Annotated in this window: 14 protein-coding genes; 10 read left to right on the top strand and 4 right to left on the bottom strand. The window is 66.5% G+C overall.

The window, feature by feature from the left end:
- The first annotated feature begins 9 nt into the window (after positions 1-9).
- Entirely contained in the window at positions 10-1389 is a 1380-nt protein-coding gene (locus tag V3328_RS20355; protein ID WP_340331551.1) for an outer membrane beta-barrel protein, read from the top strand.
- A gap of 18 nt (positions 1390-1407) precedes the next feature.
- Here V3328_RS20355 and galU read toward each other — a convergent pair whose 3' ends face one another.
- Positions 1408-2283 carry a UTP--glucose-1-phosphate uridylyltransferase GalU gene (gene galU / locus V3328_RS20350; RefSeq protein WP_340331550.1) on the bottom strand — a complete coding sequence of 292 codons (876 nt, stop codon included), beginning with the start codon at positions 2281-2283 and terminating at the stop codon, positions 1408-1410.
- A gap of 242 nt (positions 2284-2525) precedes the next feature.
- Here galU and galE point away from each other — a divergent pair, with 242 nt between their 5' ends.
- The 3 genes from galE (at position 2526) to V3328_RS20335 (ending at position 6220) form a co-directional block, all read left to right on the top strand.
- On the top strand, positions 2526-3518 hold the full coding sequence (gene galE, locus V3328_RS20345; RefSeq protein WP_340331718.1) for a UDP-glucose 4-epimerase GalE: 993 nt from the start codon (positions 2526-2528) through the stop codon (positions 3516-3518).
- Positions 3519-3588: 70 nt separating this feature from the next.
- Complete coding sequence (locus V3328_RS20340; RefSeq protein ID WP_340331549.1) at positions 3589-4821, top strand: lytic murein transglycosylase; 1233 nt, start codon at positions 3589-3591, stop codon at positions 4819-4821.
- 103 nt (positions 4822-4924) lie between these two features.
- Positions 4925-6220, top strand: coding sequence for an SGNH/GDSL hydrolase family protein (locus V3328_RS20335; protein WP_340331548.1), 1296 nt, complete (start codon positions 4925-4927; stop codon positions 6218-6220).
- 53 nt (positions 6221-6273) lie between these two features.
- On the opposite strand, the gene V3328_RS20330 is transcribed toward V3328_RS20335, so the two are convergent.
- Entirely contained in the window at positions 6274-7701 is a 1428-nt protein-coding gene (locus tag V3328_RS20330) for a glutamate synthase subunit beta (protein WP_340331547.1), read from the bottom strand.
- Between the two features lie 26 nt (positions 7702-7727).
- Positions 7728-12437, bottom strand: coding sequence for a glutamate synthase large subunit (gene gltB, locus V3328_RS20325; protein ID WP_378759072.1), 4710 nt, complete (start codon positions 12435-12437; stop codon positions 7728-7730).
- A gap of 590 nt (positions 12438-13027) precedes the next feature.
- Here gltB and V3328_RS20320 point away from each other — a divergent pair.
- The 6 genes from V3328_RS20320 to V3328_RS20295 all read left to right on the top strand — a co-directional run bounded on the left by V3328_RS20320 (position 13028) and on the right by V3328_RS20295 (position 17228).
- The gene (locus tag V3328_RS20320) at positions 13028-13315 is read left to right on the top strand and encodes a BufA1 family periplasmic bufferin-type metallophore (protein ID WP_340331546.1); all 288 of its coding nucleotides are present in this window, start codon (positions 13028-13030) and stop codon (positions 13313-13315) included.
- 116 nt (positions 13316-13431) lie between these two features.
- The gene (locus V3328_RS20315) at positions 13432-13722 is read left to right on the top strand and encodes a BufA1 family periplasmic bufferin-type metallophore (RefSeq protein ID WP_340331545.1); all 291 of its coding nucleotides are present in this window, start codon (positions 13432-13434) and stop codon (positions 13720-13722) included.
- Positions 13723-13765: 43 nt separating this feature from the next.
- A complete protein-coding gene (gene bufB / locus V3328_RS20310; RefSeq protein ID WP_378759070.1) occupies positions 13766-14698 on the top strand; it encodes an MNIO family bufferin maturase in 933 nt (310 codons plus the stop codon).
- Positions 14682-15449 carry an HvfC/BufC N-terminal domain-containing protein gene (locus tag V3328_RS20305; RefSeq protein ID WP_340331544.1) on the top strand — a complete coding sequence of 256 codons (768 nt, stop codon included), beginning with the start codon at positions 14682-14684 and terminating at the stop codon, positions 15447-15449. Before bufB ends, V3328_RS20305 begins: the two co-directional genes overlap by 17 nt.
- Before the next feature lie 28 nt (positions 15450-15477).
- Positions 15478-16065, top strand: a complete 588-nt coding sequence (locus tag V3328_RS20300) for a DoxX family protein (RefSeq protein ID WP_340331543.1) — start codon at positions 15478-15480, stop codon at positions 16063-16065.
- A 104-nt stretch (positions 16066-16169) separates the two neighbouring features.
- Complete coding sequence (locus V3328_RS20295; protein WP_340331542.1) at positions 16170-17228, top strand: threonine aldolase family protein; 1059 nt, start codon at positions 16170-16172, stop codon at positions 17226-17228.
- Between the two features lie 90 nt (positions 17229-17318).
- On the opposite strand, the gene V3328_RS20290 is transcribed toward V3328_RS20295, so the two are convergent.
- Positions 17319-17780 carry an Hsp20 family protein gene (locus V3328_RS20290; RefSeq protein ID WP_340331541.1) on the bottom strand — a complete coding sequence of 154 codons (462 nt, stop codon included), beginning with the start codon at positions 17778-17780 and terminating at the stop codon, positions 17319-17321.
- Positions 17781-18145 lie beyond the last annotated feature (365 nt).

Below are 18145 nucleotides of genomic sequence, written 5' to 3'. Positions count from 1 at the left end.
CCTGCGGCCGTGTCCGGGAGACGGCCCACGGTTCTGCTCGCGGTGACCGTGGCGATCGCCGCCTGCTGGACGGCGCCCGCCACGGCGCAGGTCGCGCCGGGTTTCGAGGTGCCGCTCCTGCGCGGCGCCGCCGACGACGGGACCCAGGCGGAAGACGAGGCGGCCGTGGACTTCGCGGTCGACGAGGCGGCGGACGAGCTGACGGAACTTCCCGTCGACGATGCAGGACCGCCCGTCGAGGTGGAGGATCCCTATGAACCGCTCGGCATCCGGCTCGGCAGCTTCCTCCTCTACCCGGCGATCGAGGCGTTCCTGGGCTACTCGAACAATGTCTTCGACAGCACGACGAATCCCGAAGGCGGCGGATACTATCGCGTAGAGCCGGAAGCCGAACTGCTGTCCGACTGGAGCCGTCACGAGCTGCGCGGATTCGTGTCGGCGGATCACGAGTCGTTCTTCGACCATTCCGGCGAAACGACGACGGCATTCGATGCGGAACTGGAAGGGCGCCTCGACATCTCGGCGCGCGATGTCGCCGGCCTGCGCCTGGCCTATTCGATCATTCCGGAGAGCCGGGGGGACCCGAACGTGCCGCAGTCGGTGGTCAATCCGCCGGATTCCGAGGTCGCCGTCGCCGAAGCGACCTATGCGCGCCGGTTCGGGCGCTTCGCCGTCTCGGTGCGTGGCGCGGCGGAGGACTTCACCTATGACGATGCGCTGCTCAGCGACGGCACCGTGGTCGACAACTCGGATCGAGACTATCGCGAACTGAACGGCGGCATCCGCGCCGGCATCGGCATCGACGACGACCGCCGCTCGATATTCGTGGAGGCGGGGGCCAACCGCCGCAAGTACCGCCGCAGGTTCGACGACAACGGCGTAGAGCGGGGGTCGCAAGGCTACGACGTGCTGGTCGGCATGACGTTCGACCGCGGTGAGCCGCTGTCGGGCGAGGTCGCGGTCGGCTACCAGACCCAGAACCCCGACGATCCGAACCTCCCCGACATCGAAAGCGTCGCGTTCCGGGGCTCGCTGGTCTGGCAACCGACGGGGCTGACGACGTTCACCCTGGACGGCTCGATATTCCCGGAGGAATCGACGCTGGATCCGAACGCGTCCGGCGCGCTGGTCTATTCGGCCGGGATCGGGGTGGAGCATTCCTTCCGGCGCAACCTGATCGGATCGGCGAGCTTCCTTTACGAACTGTCCGACTATGTCGGCTCGCCACGCGTCGAGCGCGACTACCTCGTCGTCGCCGGGCTCGAGTACCTGGTCAACCGGCGGCTCTCGTTCCAGATCGACGCGTCCTACGCGAAGTTCGAGTCCAACATCGTCGGAGAGGATTACGACGAGGCGCGGGTCGAGGCCGGCATCAGGCTGCAGCGCTGACCGGCGGATCCGAGGGTTTCAGCGGTCGAGAAGGTCGCGGATGGTCTCGCGGAACTCTGGGGCGATGTCCGGACGCTCGAGCGCGAATGCGATGTTGGCTGCCAGGAAGCCGACCTTCGAGCCGCAGTCGAAGGTCCTGCCTTCGAACTTGAAGCCGTAGAAGGGGCGGCTCTGCATCAGCCGGATCATTGCGTCGGTGATCTGGATCTCGCCTCCGGCACCCCGTTCGGGATTGTCCAGGATGCCGAAGATCTGAGGCTCCAGAATGTATCGCCCGGTAATGATCCTGTTGGACGGGGCGTCCTCCACCTTCGGCTTTTCGACCATGCCGGTGATCTCGAAGGACCGGCCGTGCTCGGCGCCGACGCCGACGACGCCGTAGTCGCTGACCTTCTGCGGATCGATTTCCTCGACCGCCACCAGGTTGCCGCCGCCGACTTCTTCCCAGGCCTCCACCATCTGCTTCATGCATCCGGGTTGCGCCTGCACCAGGACGTCCGGCAGCAGCAGGGCGAAGGGTTCGTCGCCGATCAGGTCGCGTGCACACCAGACCGCGTGGCCGAGACCCAGCGGAGCCTGCTGACGGGTGAAACTGGTGCGGCCGGGGCCGGGCAGCGCCCTTTCAAGTTCGGCGAGCTGGCGGGTCTTGCCGCGCGCCTGAAGCGTGTCCTCGAGTTCGATCTGCTTGTCGAAATGGTCCTCGATGACGCCCTTGTTGCGCCCCGTGACGAAAACGAAGTGTTCGATTCCCGCTTCACGGGCCTCGTCTACGACGTGCTGGATCAGCGGCCGGTCGACGACAGTCAGCATCTCCTTGGGCATCGCCTTGGTGGCGGGAAGAAACCGTGTGCCGAGACCGGCCACGGGAAAGACGGCTTTGCGGATTTTTGGCATCGTCCTCAGTCAGTTCGCCTTGCGTGAAACGATAAGTCGAAACTTCGTATCAGGTTCCTACATCTCCAGACGCACCGACAAAGGCAAAAAACGCGCATGCGCAGCGCCGTCCGCGTCGCCGATCGGGCTCCAGGAGCGAGATGCGGCCCGGAATGGGAGCTTGCCTGTCGGAAGTCTTAGTTACCAGACATAAAGCACTGTTCGCTAGCGTCGGTTCCAATTCACATGCGAGGCACATGATTATGGCGGTCCTGGTTACAGGCGGAGCGGGTTACATCGGCAGCCACATGGTGCTGGCCCTGGTCGACCGGGGCGAGGACGTGGTCGTGCTCGACAATCTCTCGACCGGGTTCCGCTGGGCGATCGCGCCGTCGGCGAAGCTGATCGAAGGTGATGTCGGCGACATCGAGAAGGTGGGCAGCATCATCGCCGAGGAGCGGATCGATTCGATCATCCACTTCGCAGGGTCGATCGTCGTGCCGGACTCGGTTTCCGACCCGCTCGGATACTATCTCAACAACACCGTGAAATCCCGGGCGCTGATCGAGGCGGCCGTCACCGGCGGCGTGACGCACTTCATCTTTTCCTCGACGGCGGCGGTCTACGGCATGCCCGAGACGTTTCCCGTCAGAGAGGATGCGCCGCTGGCCCCGATATCGCCGTATGGCAGCTCCAAGATGATGACCGAGATCATGCTTCGGGACTCCGCCTTCGCCTACGATTTCAACTACGTCGCGCTGCGCTACTTCAACGTCGCCGGGGCGGATCCGGCCGGCCGGAGCGGCCAGTCGACGCCGCGCGCCACGCACCTGATCAAGGTGGCCGGAGAGGCGGTCGTCGGCAAGCGCTCTCACCTGGACGTCTACGGCACCGACTACGATACGCCCGACGGCACCTGCGTCCGCGACTATATCCACGTCTCCGATCTGGCGCGGGCGCACCTTTTGGCCCTCGACCACCTGCGCGGCGGCGGTGACGACCTGGTGATGAACTGCGGATACGGGCGCGGGTTCTCGGTGCTCGAGGTGATCGATGCCGTCAAACGGGTGTCGGGGGTGGACTTCGAGGTGCGCATGGCGGCGCGGCGGCCCGGTGACCCTGCGGCTCTGGTGGCGGGTGCGGAACGCATCCGCGAACGCCTCGGCTGGACGCCGGAAAGAGACAGGCTCGACGACATCGTCGCCGATGCCCTGAACTGGGAGAAGAAACTGAAGGACAGCGGCCTCAACAGCTGACCGGGCGGGTGTTCCGCGCGCCGGGCTGCCAGGTCGGATCCGAACGAAAACAACGGGACGTATACTGCACATGTTCGCAATGACGTCAGGCGGCTTGCGGGCCGCACTCGTGTCCGGGCTCGCGGTGCTTGCGCTGAGCCTGGCCACGGCAGCCGCCACGGCGGATGCCGGCTTCGACCAGTGGGTGAAATCGTTCTGGCCCACCGCCCGCGACGCCGGGATCTCCTCCGAGGTGTACAACCGGGCGTTTGCCGGGATGACCCCCGATCCGAAGGTGCTCGAACTCGCCAACCGGCAGCCGGAGTTCACCCGGTCGGTGGCCGACTACATGTCGTCGGCGGTCTCGGCGCAGCGGGTGGAGACCGGCCAGGAGATGTTGCGCCGCTACGGCGGCGTGCTCGATGCCATCGAGGCGAAGACAGGCGTGTCGCGCTACGTGGTGGTGGCGATCTGGGGGATGGAATCCTCCTACGGCGCGGTTCTGGACAATCCCGACATTGTCCGCTCCACGATCCGCTCGCTCGCGACGCTCGCCTATGCCGGCGGCCGCAGGTCTGAATTCGGGCAGTCGCAGTTGCTCGCCGCGCTGAAGATCCTGCAGAACGGAGATATCTCGCCGGACCAGATGACGGGGTCGTGGGCCGGTGCCATGGGGCACACCCAGTTCATCCCGACGACCTACCTCGCCTATGCGGTCGATTTCGACGGGGACGGCCGCCGCGACATCTGGAACTCGATTCCCGACGCCCTCGGGTCGACGGCGAACTACCTGCGCGCCAGCAAATGGACATCGGGCAAGACCTGGGGCTACGAGGTCGAGCTGCCGCCGGGATTCGACTATTCGCTGAGCGACGAGGATGCGGCGCGGCCGCTCCGCGACTGGGCGGCGATGGGCGTGCGCCGGACCTACGGTCGAGAGTTTCCGCGCGGCGACGACATTGCCCATCTGGTGCTACCGTCCGGCGCGCAGGGGCCGGCATTCCTGATGCTCGGCAACTTCAGGTCGATCCTGCGCTACAACAATGCGGTATCCTATGCGCTGGCGGTCGGCCATCTCGCCGACCGGCTCGCAGGCGGCGGCCCGTTCGCAACCGCGCTGCCCGACGAACGGCCGCTGAGCCCCGACCACAAGGAGGAACTGCAGACGCTCCTGACGAGCTACGGCTACGATACCGGTGGCGTGGACGGGCGCATCGGCCCGATGACGCGCGATGCGATCCGCTCCTACCAGTCGCAAGCCGGACTCCCGCCGGACGGCCATGCGGGGTATAGTCTGCTCGAAAGGCTGCGTCGCGGCGGTTGAACATCGCCGATTGTCGGGGGACGAGCGTTCGGGGGCGATACCGTCCGGCCCGGCGGCGCAGGCACTAAGTGAAGGTAGACCGATGCGTTGCAGTTTCCCCCGCGTGTCCCTCGCGTTCGCGATCGTGCTGGCGCTTGCCGCTCCCGCCTCGGCCCAGTGGCCGGGCCTGCTCGGCGACCTGCTGCTCGGAAGAACCGGGCTGGCGGATATCGTGTCCGTCGGCACGACCGCGCAGCAGAAGAAGGATCCGATTTCGGCGTTCTTCAACACCCTGTTCGGCGGATTGACGCGCAAGAGCCAGCCGACCCCGCAGAACGCGGTGCCGCCGACCCGCTCAAGCTCCGGCTCGGCACCGGCCCGGGCGCCGGCCGTGGTGCAGCCCAAGAAGCCGGCTGCGGCGGAAAAGGCACCCGACGCCAAGCGCGTGGTCGTGTTCGGCGACTTTTTCGCGGACGGACTGGAGAGTGGCCTCAAGGAGGCGTTCCTCGAGTCCTCCTCGGTGATCGTCGAGGGGCTGAGCAGTGCCAGTTCCGGCCTGGTCCGCGACGATCACTACGACTGGCCCGAGGCGATCGCGGAACGGCTGCTCGACACCGAGAAGCCCGTCGACATCGCAGTGGTCATGATCGGCGCCAACGATCGGCAGGAACTCGGCGACGCGGCCGGCGAGTACCCGCCGCGGAGCGAGCGCTGGCGCGAACTCTATTCGGAACGCATCGACCAGATCATCGAGCTGTTCACCGACAGGAACATTCCGCTGTACTTCGTCTCGCTGCCGCCGGTCGCCTCGGGCACGATGAGCCAGGACTACGCCTACTTCAACGACATCTTCCGCGAGCGGGCCTACCGGTACGGGATCGAGTTCGTCGATCTGTGGAACAGCTTCGTCGACGAGGCGGGCAATTACACATCGAGCGGACCCGACGTGAACGGCGAGCATCGCCAGTTGCGGGGCGAGGACGGGCTGCATTTCACGGCGGCCGGCAATCGAAAGCTGGCGCATTTCGTCGCCCGCGAGATCCGCCGCGACTTCGGCCGGGAGGGCGGGCTGTTCCTGGCGCTACCGCACGGCCCCACCGGGCCGCAGCCGTTCCTGCCGAGCGACGAACAGATCCGCACCGGCGTCGGCGAGGTCATTCCGCTCACCGGTACGCAGGGCGGCTCGGGTTCCGCGCTGGCCGGCGGCCCGGACCCGACACCGGAAGCGCCTCGCGACTCTGCGTTCTACCAGGTGATACTCGAAGGCGAGGTTCCCGCTGCCGAGCCCGGCCGCGCCGACGATTTCAGCTGGCCCCGGCAGAGCTCGGCGCTGCCGACCGCCCTGCCGCCCGATCCTTCGTCACAGGCTCCGGGGGAGGCGTCGGGGCAGGCCGAGGAGACCGCTGCGCCGGCCGGCTGAGTCCGTCGCCGCGGCGACGGCTCTGCGGGGCAGGCGGCTTCAGCGCGGACAGCTCAGCGGGGCAGGGCGGTCTCGCCCATGAGGGCCAGATCGATCGACCTTGCCGCCTGACGGCCCTCGCGGATTGCCCAGACCACCAGGGACTGACCGCGGCGCATGTCGCCGGCGGCCCAGACCTTCGGGTTCGACGTCAGGTAGCTGTCGGTGTCGGCGGCGACGTTCCCGCGCCCGTCCAGGTCCATGCCGAGGTCGTGGACGAGACCCTCATGGACGGGATGGGCGAAGCCGATGGCGATCAGCACCAGTTCGGCCTTCAGATAGAAGTCGGTGCCCTCAATCGGCCGGCGCTTCTCATCGACGCGCATGCAATGGATGCGGCGGACGTGGCCGTGCCGGCCGCCCTCCATGCCGATGGTGGCGGCCGAGAATTCGCGCTCGGCGCCTTCCGCCTGGCTGGACGAGGTGCGGAACTTGGTCGGCCAGTACGGCCAGACCAGCATCTTGTCCTCGTGGATCGGCGGGATCGGGCGGATATCGAGCTGCGTCACCGAGACCGCACCCTGACGGAAGGCCGTGCCGACGCAGTCCGAGGCGGTGTCGCCGCCGCCGATCACCACGACGTGCTTGCCCGCGGCCAAAATCGGCGTTTCCAGGGATATGTCCTCGTGACCCAGGCGCCGGTTCTGCTGAACCAGGTAGGGCATCGCGTAGTGCACGCCTTCCAGCTCCATGCCGGGCAAGTGCGGATCGCGGGGCGCCTCCGATCCGATCGCCAGCAGGACCGCATCGTGGTTGTCGACGATCTCCTGGGTGGGGACGTCGACGCCGATGTTCATGCCGTAGTGGAACACCACACCTTCGGCCTCCATCTGGGCGACGCGAAGGTCGATGTAGTGCTTCTCCATCTTGAAGTCGGGAATGCCGTAGCGCAGCAGGCCGCCCGCCTTGGGCTCGCGCTCGTAGAGGTGCACCTCGTGGCCGGCCCGGGCAAGCTGCTGGGCGCCCGCCAGGCCTCCGGGACCTGACCCGATGACGGCGACCTTCCGGCCGGTGCGACGAAGCGGCGGCTGCGGCCGCACCCAGCCCGCGGCGAAGGCGCGGTCGGAAATCGCCTGCTCGATCGACTTGATGGTAACGGGAATGTCCTCGAGGTTGAGCGTGCAGGCCTCCTCGCAGGGCGCCGGACAGATCCGCCCGGTGATCTCGGGGAAGTTATTGGTGGAGTGCAGGTTGCGCGCCGCCTCCTCCCAGTCGCCCTGGTAGACGAGATCGTTCCAGTCGGGAATCTGGTTGTTGACGGGGCAGCCCTGCGGGCCGTGGCAGAACGGAATGCCGCAATCCATGCAGCGTGCCGCCTGCCGACGCACTTCGCTCTCGCCGAGCGGGATCGCAAACTCGCGAAAATGGCGAATCCGGTCCGACGCCGGCTGATACTTCTGCTCCTGGGGGTCGATCTCCAGGAAGCCCGTTACCTTGCCCATTGCAATCGCCCTACTGTACCGTCGCCCTACTGTGCCGCCATCGCCGTGTCGCGATCCTGTTCCATCTCGCGGAGCGCCCGGCGGTATTCGACCGGCATGATCTTCACGAATTTCGGACGATAGGCGTCCCAGTGCTCGAGGATCTCGCGAGCCCGGCCGGATCCCGTGTAGTGGAGATGGTTCGAGATCAGCTGGTGCAGGCGCTCGTCGTCATGGCGGGTCATGTCTGCCGACACGTCGACGCGTCCGTGCCATTCGATGTCGCCGCCGTGATGGTGCAGGCGCTCGAGCAGGTCGTCCTCCTCGGCGACCGGTTCGAGGTCCACCATGGCGAGGTTGCAGCGCTCGGCGAAGTCGCCGGCCTCGTCCAGGACATAGGCGACGCCGCCGGACATCCCGGCCGCGAAGTTGCGTCCGGTCCGGCCGATGACGACCACCACGCCCCCGGTCATGTATTCGCAACCGTGGTCGCCGGTGCCCTCGACGACGGCAACCGCACCCGAGTTGCGAACGGCAAAGCGCTCACCGGCGACGCCGCGGAAGTAGCACTCGCCCTCGATGGCCCCGTAAAGGACCGTGTTGCCGACGATGATCGACTCTTCGGGGATACACTGGCTCTTCTCCGACGGCCGCACGACGATGCGGCCACCCGACAGGCCCTTGCCGACATAGTCGTTGGCGTCGCCGATCAGTTCGAGCGAGACGCCGGCGGCGAGGAAGGCGCCGAAGCTCTGACCGGCCGTCCCGGTCAGCCTGATGGAGACCGTGTCCTCCGGCAGACCCTCGTGTCCGTACCGCTTGGCGATCGCGCCCGACAGCATCGCCCCGACGGATCGGTCTGTGTTGTGGATCTCCCGTTCGATCGTCACCGGCTTTTCGGATTCGAGCGCCTCGCGGGCGGCCTCGATCAGGTCGCGATCCAGCACGTCGTCGATCGGATGGGCCTGGCGCTCGGCGTGGCGGATGTTCACGCCATCGGGCACCTGCGGCTTGTAGAAGACGCGCGAGAAATCCAGCCCCTTCGACTTCCAGTGATCGAGCAGCGCGTTCTTGTCGAGCATGTCGGACTGGCCGATCATCTCGGCGAAGGTCCGGTAGCCCATCGCCGCCATCAGCTCTCGCACCTCTTCGGCGAGATAGAAGAAGTAGTTGATGACGTGCTCGGGGGCACCCTTGAAGCGCTTGCGCAGGACCGGGTCCTGGGTAGCCACCCCGACGGGGCAGGTGTTCAGATGGCACTTGCGCATCATGATGCAGCCGGCCGCGATCAGCGGTGCGGTGGAAAAGCCGAACTCGTCGGCCCCCAGGAGCGCTCCCACGACGACGTCGCGACCGGTGCGCACGCCGCCATCGACCTCGAGCCGGACGCGGCCGCGCAGGCGGTTCTCGACCAGCGTCTGGTGCGTCTCGGCGAGGCCCATTTCCCAGGGGCTGCCGGCATGCTTGATCGAGGTCAGCGGGCTCGCGCCGGTGCCGCCCTCGTACCCTGCGATTGTGATGTGGTCGGCGCGTGCCTTGGCGACGCCGGCGGCAACCGTGCCGACGCCGACCTCGGAAACGAGCTTGACCGAGATGTCGGCGGCCGGATTGGCGTTCTTCAGGTCGAAGATGAGCTGCGCCAGGTCCTCGATCGAATAGATGTCGTGGTGCGGCGGCGGCGAGATCAGGCCGACGCCCGGCGTCGAGTGGCGGACCTTGGCGATCACAGCATCGACCTTGTGGCCGGGAAGCTGCCCGCCCTCGCCGGGCTTGGCGCCCTGGGCCATCTTGATCTGGATCTGGTCGGCGTTGACCAGGTACTCGGTGGTGACGCCGAACCGGCCGGAAGCCACCTGCTTGATGGCCGACCGCTTGGAATCGCCGTTGGGCAGCGGCAGGAACCGCTCGGCCTCCTCGCCGCCTTCGCCCGTGTTGGACCGTCCGCCGATGCGGTTCATCGCGATCGCGAGCGTCTCGTGGGCTTCCTTGGAAATGGCGCCGAAGGACATCGCCCCGGTCGAGAACCGCCTGACGATGTTCGTCGCCGGCTCGACCTCCTCGAGCGGAACGGGGGAGCGGCCGGCTTCGTCGGCGTTCCGGATCCGGAACAGGCCGCGGATCAGATAGCGCCGGCCGACCTGCTCGTTCATCAGCGTGGCGTACTCGCGGTAGGTGTCGTATGAGGCGCCGCGCACGGCATGCTGCAGGTGCGCCAGCGTTTCAGGCGTCCAGAGATGCGCCTCGCCGCGATTGCGCCAGGCGTAGTCGCCGCCGATCGACAAGGCGTTGGTCAGCACCGGATCGTCGCCGAACGCTTCGCGATGCCGGCGAACAGTCTCTTCGGCGATCTCGGCCAGACCGACGCCCTCGATCGTCGTGGCGGTGCCGAAGAAGAACCGCTCCACGAAGGAACTCGACAGGCCGACGGCATCGAAGATCTGCGCGCCGCAATAGGACTGGTAGGTGGAAATGCCCATCTTGGACATCACCTTCAGGATGCCCTTGTCGATCGACTTGATGTAGCGGGACACGACCTCCTGCTCGTCGACCTCGTCGGGGAAATCGCGGCGCATGGCGGCGAGCGTCTCGAAGGCGAGATACGGATTGATCGCCTCGGCGCCGTAGCCGGCGAGCATGCAGAAGTGCTGGATCTCGCGCGCCTCGCCCGTCTCGACGACGAGCCCGACGGACGTCCTGAGCCCCTTGCGGATCAGGTGATGATGAACGGCGGCCGTCGCCAGCAGCGCCGGAATCGGGATCCGGTTGGCGCTGACCAGCCGGTCGGACAGGACGATGATGTTGAAGCCGTCGCGCACCGCGCGCTCGGCGCGGTCGCAAAGCCGGTCGATCGCCAGCGCCATCCCGGCCGCGCCGCGGTCGGCGGAATAGGTGATGTCGAGCGTCTGGGTCTGGAACTGGTTGTCGGCGATGTCGCCGATCATCCGGATCTTCTCCAGATCCTCGTTGGTCAGGATCGGCTGGCGCACCTCGAGGCGCTTGTGCGCCGACAGGCCTTCCAGATCGAACAGGTTCGGCCGCGGTCCGATGAACGAGACGAGGCTCATGACGAGCTCTTCCCGGATCGGGTCGATCGGCGGGTTCGTCACCTGGGCGAAGTTCTGCTTGAAGTAGGTGTAGAGCAGCTTGGGCTGGTCGGACAGCGCCGAGATCGGCGTGTCCGTGCCCATCGAGCCGATCGCCTCCTGGCCGGTCGTCGCCATCGGCGACATCAGCAGCTTCAGGTCCTCCTGCGTGTAGCCGAACGCCTGCTGGCGATCCAGCAGGCTGACATTGGTGCGCGGCGCCGACGGCGGCACCGCAGGCAGGTCCTCCAGGAAGATCTGGGTGCGCGCCAGCCACTCCCGGTAGGGATTGGCGTGCGACAACTGCGACTTGATCTCCTCGTCGGAGATGATGCGGCCCTCGGCGAGATCGATCAGCAGCATCCGGCCCGGCTGCAGCCGCCATTTGCGGACGATCTTTTCCTCCGGAATGGAGAGCACGCCCATTTCGGAGGCCATCACGACCCGGTCGTCGTCGGTGACCAGCCACCGCGCCGGGCGCAGGCCGTTGCGGTCCAGGGTCGCGCCGATCTGGCGGCCGTCGGAAAAGGCGATCGCAGCGGGGCCGTCCCACGGCTCCATCACGGCGGCGTGATACTCGTAGAAGGCCCTGCGGTCCTCGTCCATCAGCGGGTTGCCCGCCCAGGCCTCCGGGACCATCGTCATCACCGCATGCGCCAGGCCGTAGCCGCCCTGGGTGAGGAATTCCAGGGCGTTGTCGAAACAGGCGGTGTCGGACTGTCCCTCGTAGGAGATCGGCCAGATCTTCGAGATGTCATCGCCGAACAGCGGCGAGGCGACGCTCGCCTGGCGGGCGGCCATCCAGTTGACGTTGCCGCGCAGCGTGTTGATCTCGCCGTTATGCGCCACCATCCGGTAGGGATGGGCGAGCGGCCACGCCGGAAAGGTGTTGGTGGAGAACCGCTGGTGCACCAGCGCGAGCGCCGACTCGAACCTCGGGTCGGTCAGATCGGTGTAGTAGGCGCCGAGCTGATAGGCGAGGAACATGCCCTTGTAGACCAGCGTCCGGCAGGAGAGGGACACCGGATAATAGTCAGCCGTCAACTCGTCGCGCTTCTCGACCCGCCGGTTGGAGACGATCTTGCGAACGAGATAGAGCTGCCGTTCGAAGGCTTCCTCGTCGCCGTCCTCACCTGGCGCGCCCCCATGCGGACTGCCGATGAAGATCTGCGTGTGTACGGGTTCGGTGGAAATGACGTTGTCGGACAGGCAGGAATTGTCGACGGGCACGTCGCGCCAGCCGAGCAGGGTCAGGCCGTTCTCGGAGATCACCGTTTCCCAAAGCTCGCGCATCATGCGCTGGCCTTCGGGATCGCGCGGCATGAACAGGTGGCCGACGCCGTAGCGGCCCGGCGGCGGCAGCTCGAACCCGAGCGCCGCACATTCCTCCCGCAACAGCCTGTCGGGGATCTGGATCAGCATGCCGGCACCGTCGCCCATCAGCGGGTCAGCGCCGACGGCACCGCGATGGGTGAGATTGACCAGGATTTCGAGTCCCTGCTCGATGATGCTGTGGCTCGCCTCGCCCTTCATGTGGGCGATGAAGCCGACGCCGCAGGAGTCGCGCACGTGGCGGGGATCGAACAAGCCTTTGGGGGCCGCGGCTTCGGGAGTCGGGCGGCCAGCCGCCTGAAGCGTTGCCGCAGACTGCGGATATGTCGAACCAGCGCTCATATCGCTTCGCTCCCCATTTGCTGCGCCGGAAGGGCCGCGTGCGCGGCCATTTCGGCGTATCCGTCGCCCGGTCCCGTGCGCCCCTCGGCCCCGGGTCCGTCGGATCGGTTCTCGATTTGCCGTTGGTCCGCCCCGGCAGTGCGTGCCTGCCCCGGGCAGCCGTTCGACCGGCATCGTCACGGCTCGCGCCGCGCCGGGACCGGTTTTCGGCTTCTGTCCGACCCGCTTGCCTTCCGGCCACTCCCGGCCAGGCGGCAAATTGGGTCAGCATGACTGTCCTATCCTTGTTTGCAAAATGCCAGATTTACCGGTCTGCCGCAAGGCCGGCGGCGAACGATAATTGCGCAGGATACCGGCATTTCGACAGATCCGGAAATGCGGCCGTATTCCGGAGGTCCGCCGCCCGGCATCCGGGACAACACGGAAGCTCGCGCGAAGTCGCGATTCCGTAACACCAAGTTGACTTCCACTTGATGGATTCGCCGGCGCAGTCTCTGCCTGCCGACGGACCTCGATCCAGGCGTCGCGGAAGACCGGTTCCGCTGGTACCGGACATAGCGCGGCAAGCGAATTCTCAAGGGAGTGAGAGCATGAAAACGACCAGGACGTTGACGGCTATGGCCGTCGCCGGCGCGATGACGACCGCGCTGACCATGGCTGCCGTCCCGAACCGGGCTGCGGCGCAGGACATGGAAAAATGCTTCGGCGTGGCGATGAAGGGCCAGAACGACTGCAAGGCAGGCGCGCACGACTGCAAGGGCATGTCCACCGTCGACTATGACGGCCAGTCCTTCAAGATGGTCGCGAAGGGGACCTGCACGTCCATGCAGACCCCGGAAGGACCCGGTTCACTGGAACCGGTCGAACGCCCGGCTTGACCGCCGGCGAGCGCGGGAATGCCGGCGACACCAGTCGGCATTCCGGCTTTTCCCGGCATGATGAGCTAAGATGACCGGGCGAACCATTCGAACCCGAGCCCTCACGGAAGGAAGTCATGATCAACAGCAAGACCACCGCCGCAATCGTCGCAGGCGCCCTGGCGGCCGCCGTCGGCGCCGGACCGGCGCCAGTCCAGGCCCAGGAGATGGAAAAATGCTTCGGCGTGTCGCTGAAGGGCCAGAACGACTGCGCCGCCGGGCCGGGCACGACCTGCGCGGGCACCTCGACCGTCGACTATCAGGGCAATGCGTGGAAGCTGGTGCCGAAGGGCACCTGCACGACGATGGCGGTTCCCGGCGAGCGCCACGGCAGCCTCGAGCCGCTCGATCGCGATCTGCCGAGCTGAGTTCTCGGCAAGAGATCCAGCATTGACGCCAGCGGAGGTGGGCGTGAACGATCCAGGACCCGCCAGTTCCCAGGCCGGCGGCACGTTCTTCGAAGGCCCGATCGCTGCCCGTGCCGGGGTCGGGCTGAAAGCCCGGCACTATCGTACGATCCTCCGGGACGAGCCGGACATCGGCTGGTTCGAGGTTCATCCGGAGAACTACATGGGAGCGGGCGGGCCGCCGCACCGCTACCTGACCGCCATCCGCGAGCGCTATCCGCTGTCGCTGCACGGCGTCGGGCTGTCGATCGGTGGCGACCGGCCGCTCGACAAGGAACACCTGCGACGGCTGAAGGCGCTGGTCGACCGCTACGAACCGGGGCTGTTTTCCGAGCATCTTGCCTGGTCCACCCACGACGAGGGCTATCTCAACGACTTGCTGCCGCTTCCCTATACGGAGGAAACCCTGGTTCGCGTCGCCGGGCATGTCGACGAGGTGCAAAGCGCTGTGGGGCGGCAGATGCTGCTCGAGAATCCCTCGACCTACGTGCGCTTCGCCGAAAGCGACCTGAGCGAAGTCGATTTCATCGCCGAACTTGCCGCGCGTACGGGCTGCGGGCTCCTGCTCGACGTCAACAACGTGCATGTCCAGGCGACCAATCACGGCTTCGACGCGGCCGGCTACATCGACGCGTTTCCGGTCGAGCATGTGGGCGAGATCCATCTGGCCGGCCATGCGCGCGAGACCGACGATCTGGGTCAGCCCCTGCTGATCGACGCGCACGACCGCGAGGTCGACCGGATCGTCTGGGACCTCTACGCCCGCGTCATCCGGCGCGCCGGTCCGCTGCCGACCCTGATCGAATGGGACGCCAACGTACCCGAATGGCCGGTGCTCTTCAGCGAGGCAATGCTGGCCGAGGACGTCATGCGTGCCGAGACGGCGCCAATGGTTTCAGGGGCAGCGGAGAGGGAACCCGGTGTCCTCGCTGGCTGACGTCCAGAGCCGCTTCGCCGCGGCGATTCGCGATCGCCATCTGCCGCCGCCGGCGGATGTGGCGGGGCGTGACGGCGAAGCTCCGCTCCGGCGGTTCGGAATCTACCGCAACAACGTGCATGTGAGCCTCGCCGAGGCGCTGATGGGCACCTTTCCGGTTGTGCTGCGGCTGGTCGGCGAGGAATTCTTCCGGGGGATGGCGCGGGTCTATGTGGGAGGGGCGCTGCCGCGTACCCCGGTTCTCATCGACTACGGGGGCGACTTCGGGGATTTCATCGCGCAGTTCGCGCCGGCGACCGACCTGCCGTATCTGCCGGACGTGGCACGCCTGGAATGGGCCTGGAACCTCGCCTATCACGCCGCCGACGCGACGCCCGTCGACGCGCAGGCGCTTTCGGCCGTGCCGCCGGAACGCATGGCGGACCTGACGTTCGACCTGCATCCTTCGCTGCAGATCGTCTCGTCGCGATGGCCGGTCCTGGCGATCTGGGAAACCAACACCAACGACGAGTTCGTGCGCCCGGTCGATCCCGGCTCGGGCGGCGGCGACGTCCTGATCCTCCGTCCCGCCTGGGACGTGGAGTTGCGGTCGTTGCCCGACGGCGGCGCGGCGTTCATCGCGCTGCTGCAGGCGGGCAGGCCGCTGGGTGTCGCCTACGAACTCACCACTGACCGGCACCCGGGCTTCGACCTTGCCGCCGCGCTTCAGGGTCTCATCGCATCGGGAGCCTTGGCCGGGTTGCGACTGTAGAAGAACACGATCGAATCGGGGGGATCGGATGGAGCAGGCTCGTGCCCGCCGGGTACCGGGGCAGACCGGCAGGATTCTGAGCGCCCTGGCTGGTTTCGACCGGTGGCTCAAGCGCCCGGTCGTGCGCTGGGTTGCCGCACCGGTTCAACTCGGGCTTCGGCTCTGGATCTTCTTCGGGCTGCCGTTCGTCAACTCGGGTCTCACCAAATGGGAGGTCTATCCGTTCCTTAGACCGGAGGTCGGCGCCTGGAACGGTTGGCCGCAGTTGCGCGCCGCGGTGATCTACCAGTTTTCCAGCATCTGCGATTTCTGCTTCAACATCCGGATCTGGGTGGCGGGAGAAAAGCCGCTGGTCCAGTGGGGGCACCCGTTTCCCGAAACGTCCGCCTGGCTTGCCGGGAATGCCGAGATCATCCTCCCCGCGCTCATTCTCGTCGGCCTGCTGACGCGGCTGTCGGCGCTGGGACTGCTCGCAATGACGCTGGTCATTCAGTTGGTCATGCCCACGGGGCTCGGGGCCCATGCGACATGGGCGGTGCTTCTTCTTGCCGTGATCGTTCTCGGACCCGGGCTCCTGTCGGTCGACCACCTGCTCGGCCGCCTGTTCCGCCGCTGAGTAAAGGTTTGCTGCTCGGGCGCGCTGTTGTGCCGCTCGGGGATTTTCCACAGCCGCGGAGGCCGATAAGGTCCGCCTCGGATCGAATAACGACGGGCGGGCGCATGAACTTCGCTAGCGACAATACGGCCGGGATCTCCGAGCGGATCCTGAAGGCGATCAACGAGGCCAGTACCGGCTTTGCCGGCTCGTATGGGGGCGACGATGCGACGAGAGCCCTGGAAGCGCGGTTCGCCGAAGTCTTCGAGACCGACCTGACGGTGTTCCCGCTGGCCACGGGTACCGCCGCGAACGCCCTGTCCATCGCGACGATCACGCCGCCGTGGCGGGCGGTACTGTGCAGCGAGAATGCCCACATCATGACCGACGAATGCGGGGCCGCCGAAATGTTCACCGGCGGTGCCAAGCTGATCGGATTGGCCGGGCGGAATGCGAAGTATTCGGCCCGGACGCTGGCGGAGCGGCTGGAGACCTGGCCGCCCGGCGCTCCGCATCATACGCAGCCGGCGTCGCTGTCCCTGAGCCAAGCGAGCGAGTTCGGCAGCGTCTGGCAGCCGGACGAACTCGCCGAAATCGGTGAGGTTGCCCGCGCGCATGGCCTGAAGGTCCACATGGACGGAGCCCGGTTCGCCAATGCGGTTGCCTCGCTCCAATGCGCTCCCGCCGATATCACCTGGCGCGCAGGGGTGGACATTCTGTCCTTCGGCGCCACCAAGAACGGTGCGCTGGCGGCCGAGGCGATCGTGGTGTTCGACAAGGAACTGGCCGCGTCTCTGCCCTTCCGGCGGATGAAGACCGGCCACCTTCTCTCTAAAGGGCGCTTTCTGGCGGTGCAGTTGCTGGCATACCTCGAAGACGGGCATTGGCTGAAACTGGCCGGGCACTCCAATGCGATGGCCACCAGGCTTGCCGAGGCGATCGAGGCCTCGCCGAAGGCGCGGCTTGCCGCACCGGTCGAGGCAAACGAGGTGTTCGCCTACCTCGATCATACCGTTCACGAGGCACTGCAGACGGCCGGAGCCGATTATCACGAATGGCCGATGAGCGTCCCCGACAAGGAGGATCCGCCGCGCGAGGGCGAGGTGCTCGCCCGCTTCGTCGCCTCGTTCCAGACCAGCGGACAGGAGGTGGGGCGATTCGCGCAGGTGATCGGCGGACTTTGAGCCGGACGCCAGGGCGCGCGACGGACGTGCACCCACGAAAAAGCGCCCCGGCAATGCCGGGGCGCTCCATTCAGTTCCCGTCGATTCCGATCAGGCAGCCTTCTGGTCGATGACCTTGGCGTCTGTCTTGGTCGAAATCTGGATGGTGCGGGGCTTCAGCGCCTCCGGGATCTCACGCACGAGATCGACGTGCAGGAGCCCGTTCTCGAGGACCGCGCCGCGGACCTCGACGTGGTCGGCAAGCTGGAAGCGGCGATCGAAGCTGCGCTCGGCAATGCCGCGATAAAGCACTTCGCCGCGCTCCTTGCCGTCCTCGACGGTCTTCTCGCCGTGGATCGACAAGACGTTCTCCTTGACCTCGATGGTCAGGTCCTTCTCGCCAAAGCCGGCAATGGCCATGGAAATCCGGTAGGCGTTCTCGCCGGTCCGCTCGATGTTGTAGGGCGGATAGCCGGTGCCGTTATCGACGTTCGACATCTGGTCCATCATGTTGAACAGACGATCGAAGCCGACGGTGGAACGATACAGCGGGGAAAGGTCGTACTGACGCATTTTCACATCCTCCTGTTGAAGCGACATGCATGTTTGCCCGCCCATCGGGGCCGGGCCTGTCATGTGCGCACCCTTCATTGGCGTGCGCAGGGTTGATTTGGGCGCTGCCTGAAAGCATTTCAAGACCCGTCGCTCGTCTCGCCTCCGTTCACATGAATGCCCGATGAACCATCCCTTCCGACTCCGTTCAGGTGGACTTTGCCAGTATCGCCACATGAACAGTTCGGGCGGCACCCCTCCCAGCCGTCCGCATCGATCCGGATGCCACCTTCAGCCCCCGGGGCGTCCGGAAAAGGGCCGGCGATCCCCTCGGATCGCCGGCCTGCTCCCTTTTTGCGGGGACATCGGACTTCCGGGCAGGTTCG

The sequence above is a fragment of the Microbaculum marinum genome (genome assembly GCF_037855135.1).
In the GTDB taxonomy this organism is placed as follows: domain Bacteria; phylum Pseudomonadota; class Alphaproteobacteria; order Rhizobiales; family Tepidamorphaceae; genus Microbaculum; species Microbaculum marinum.
This window is presented reverse-complemented; position numbering and strand designations above follow the sequence as displayed.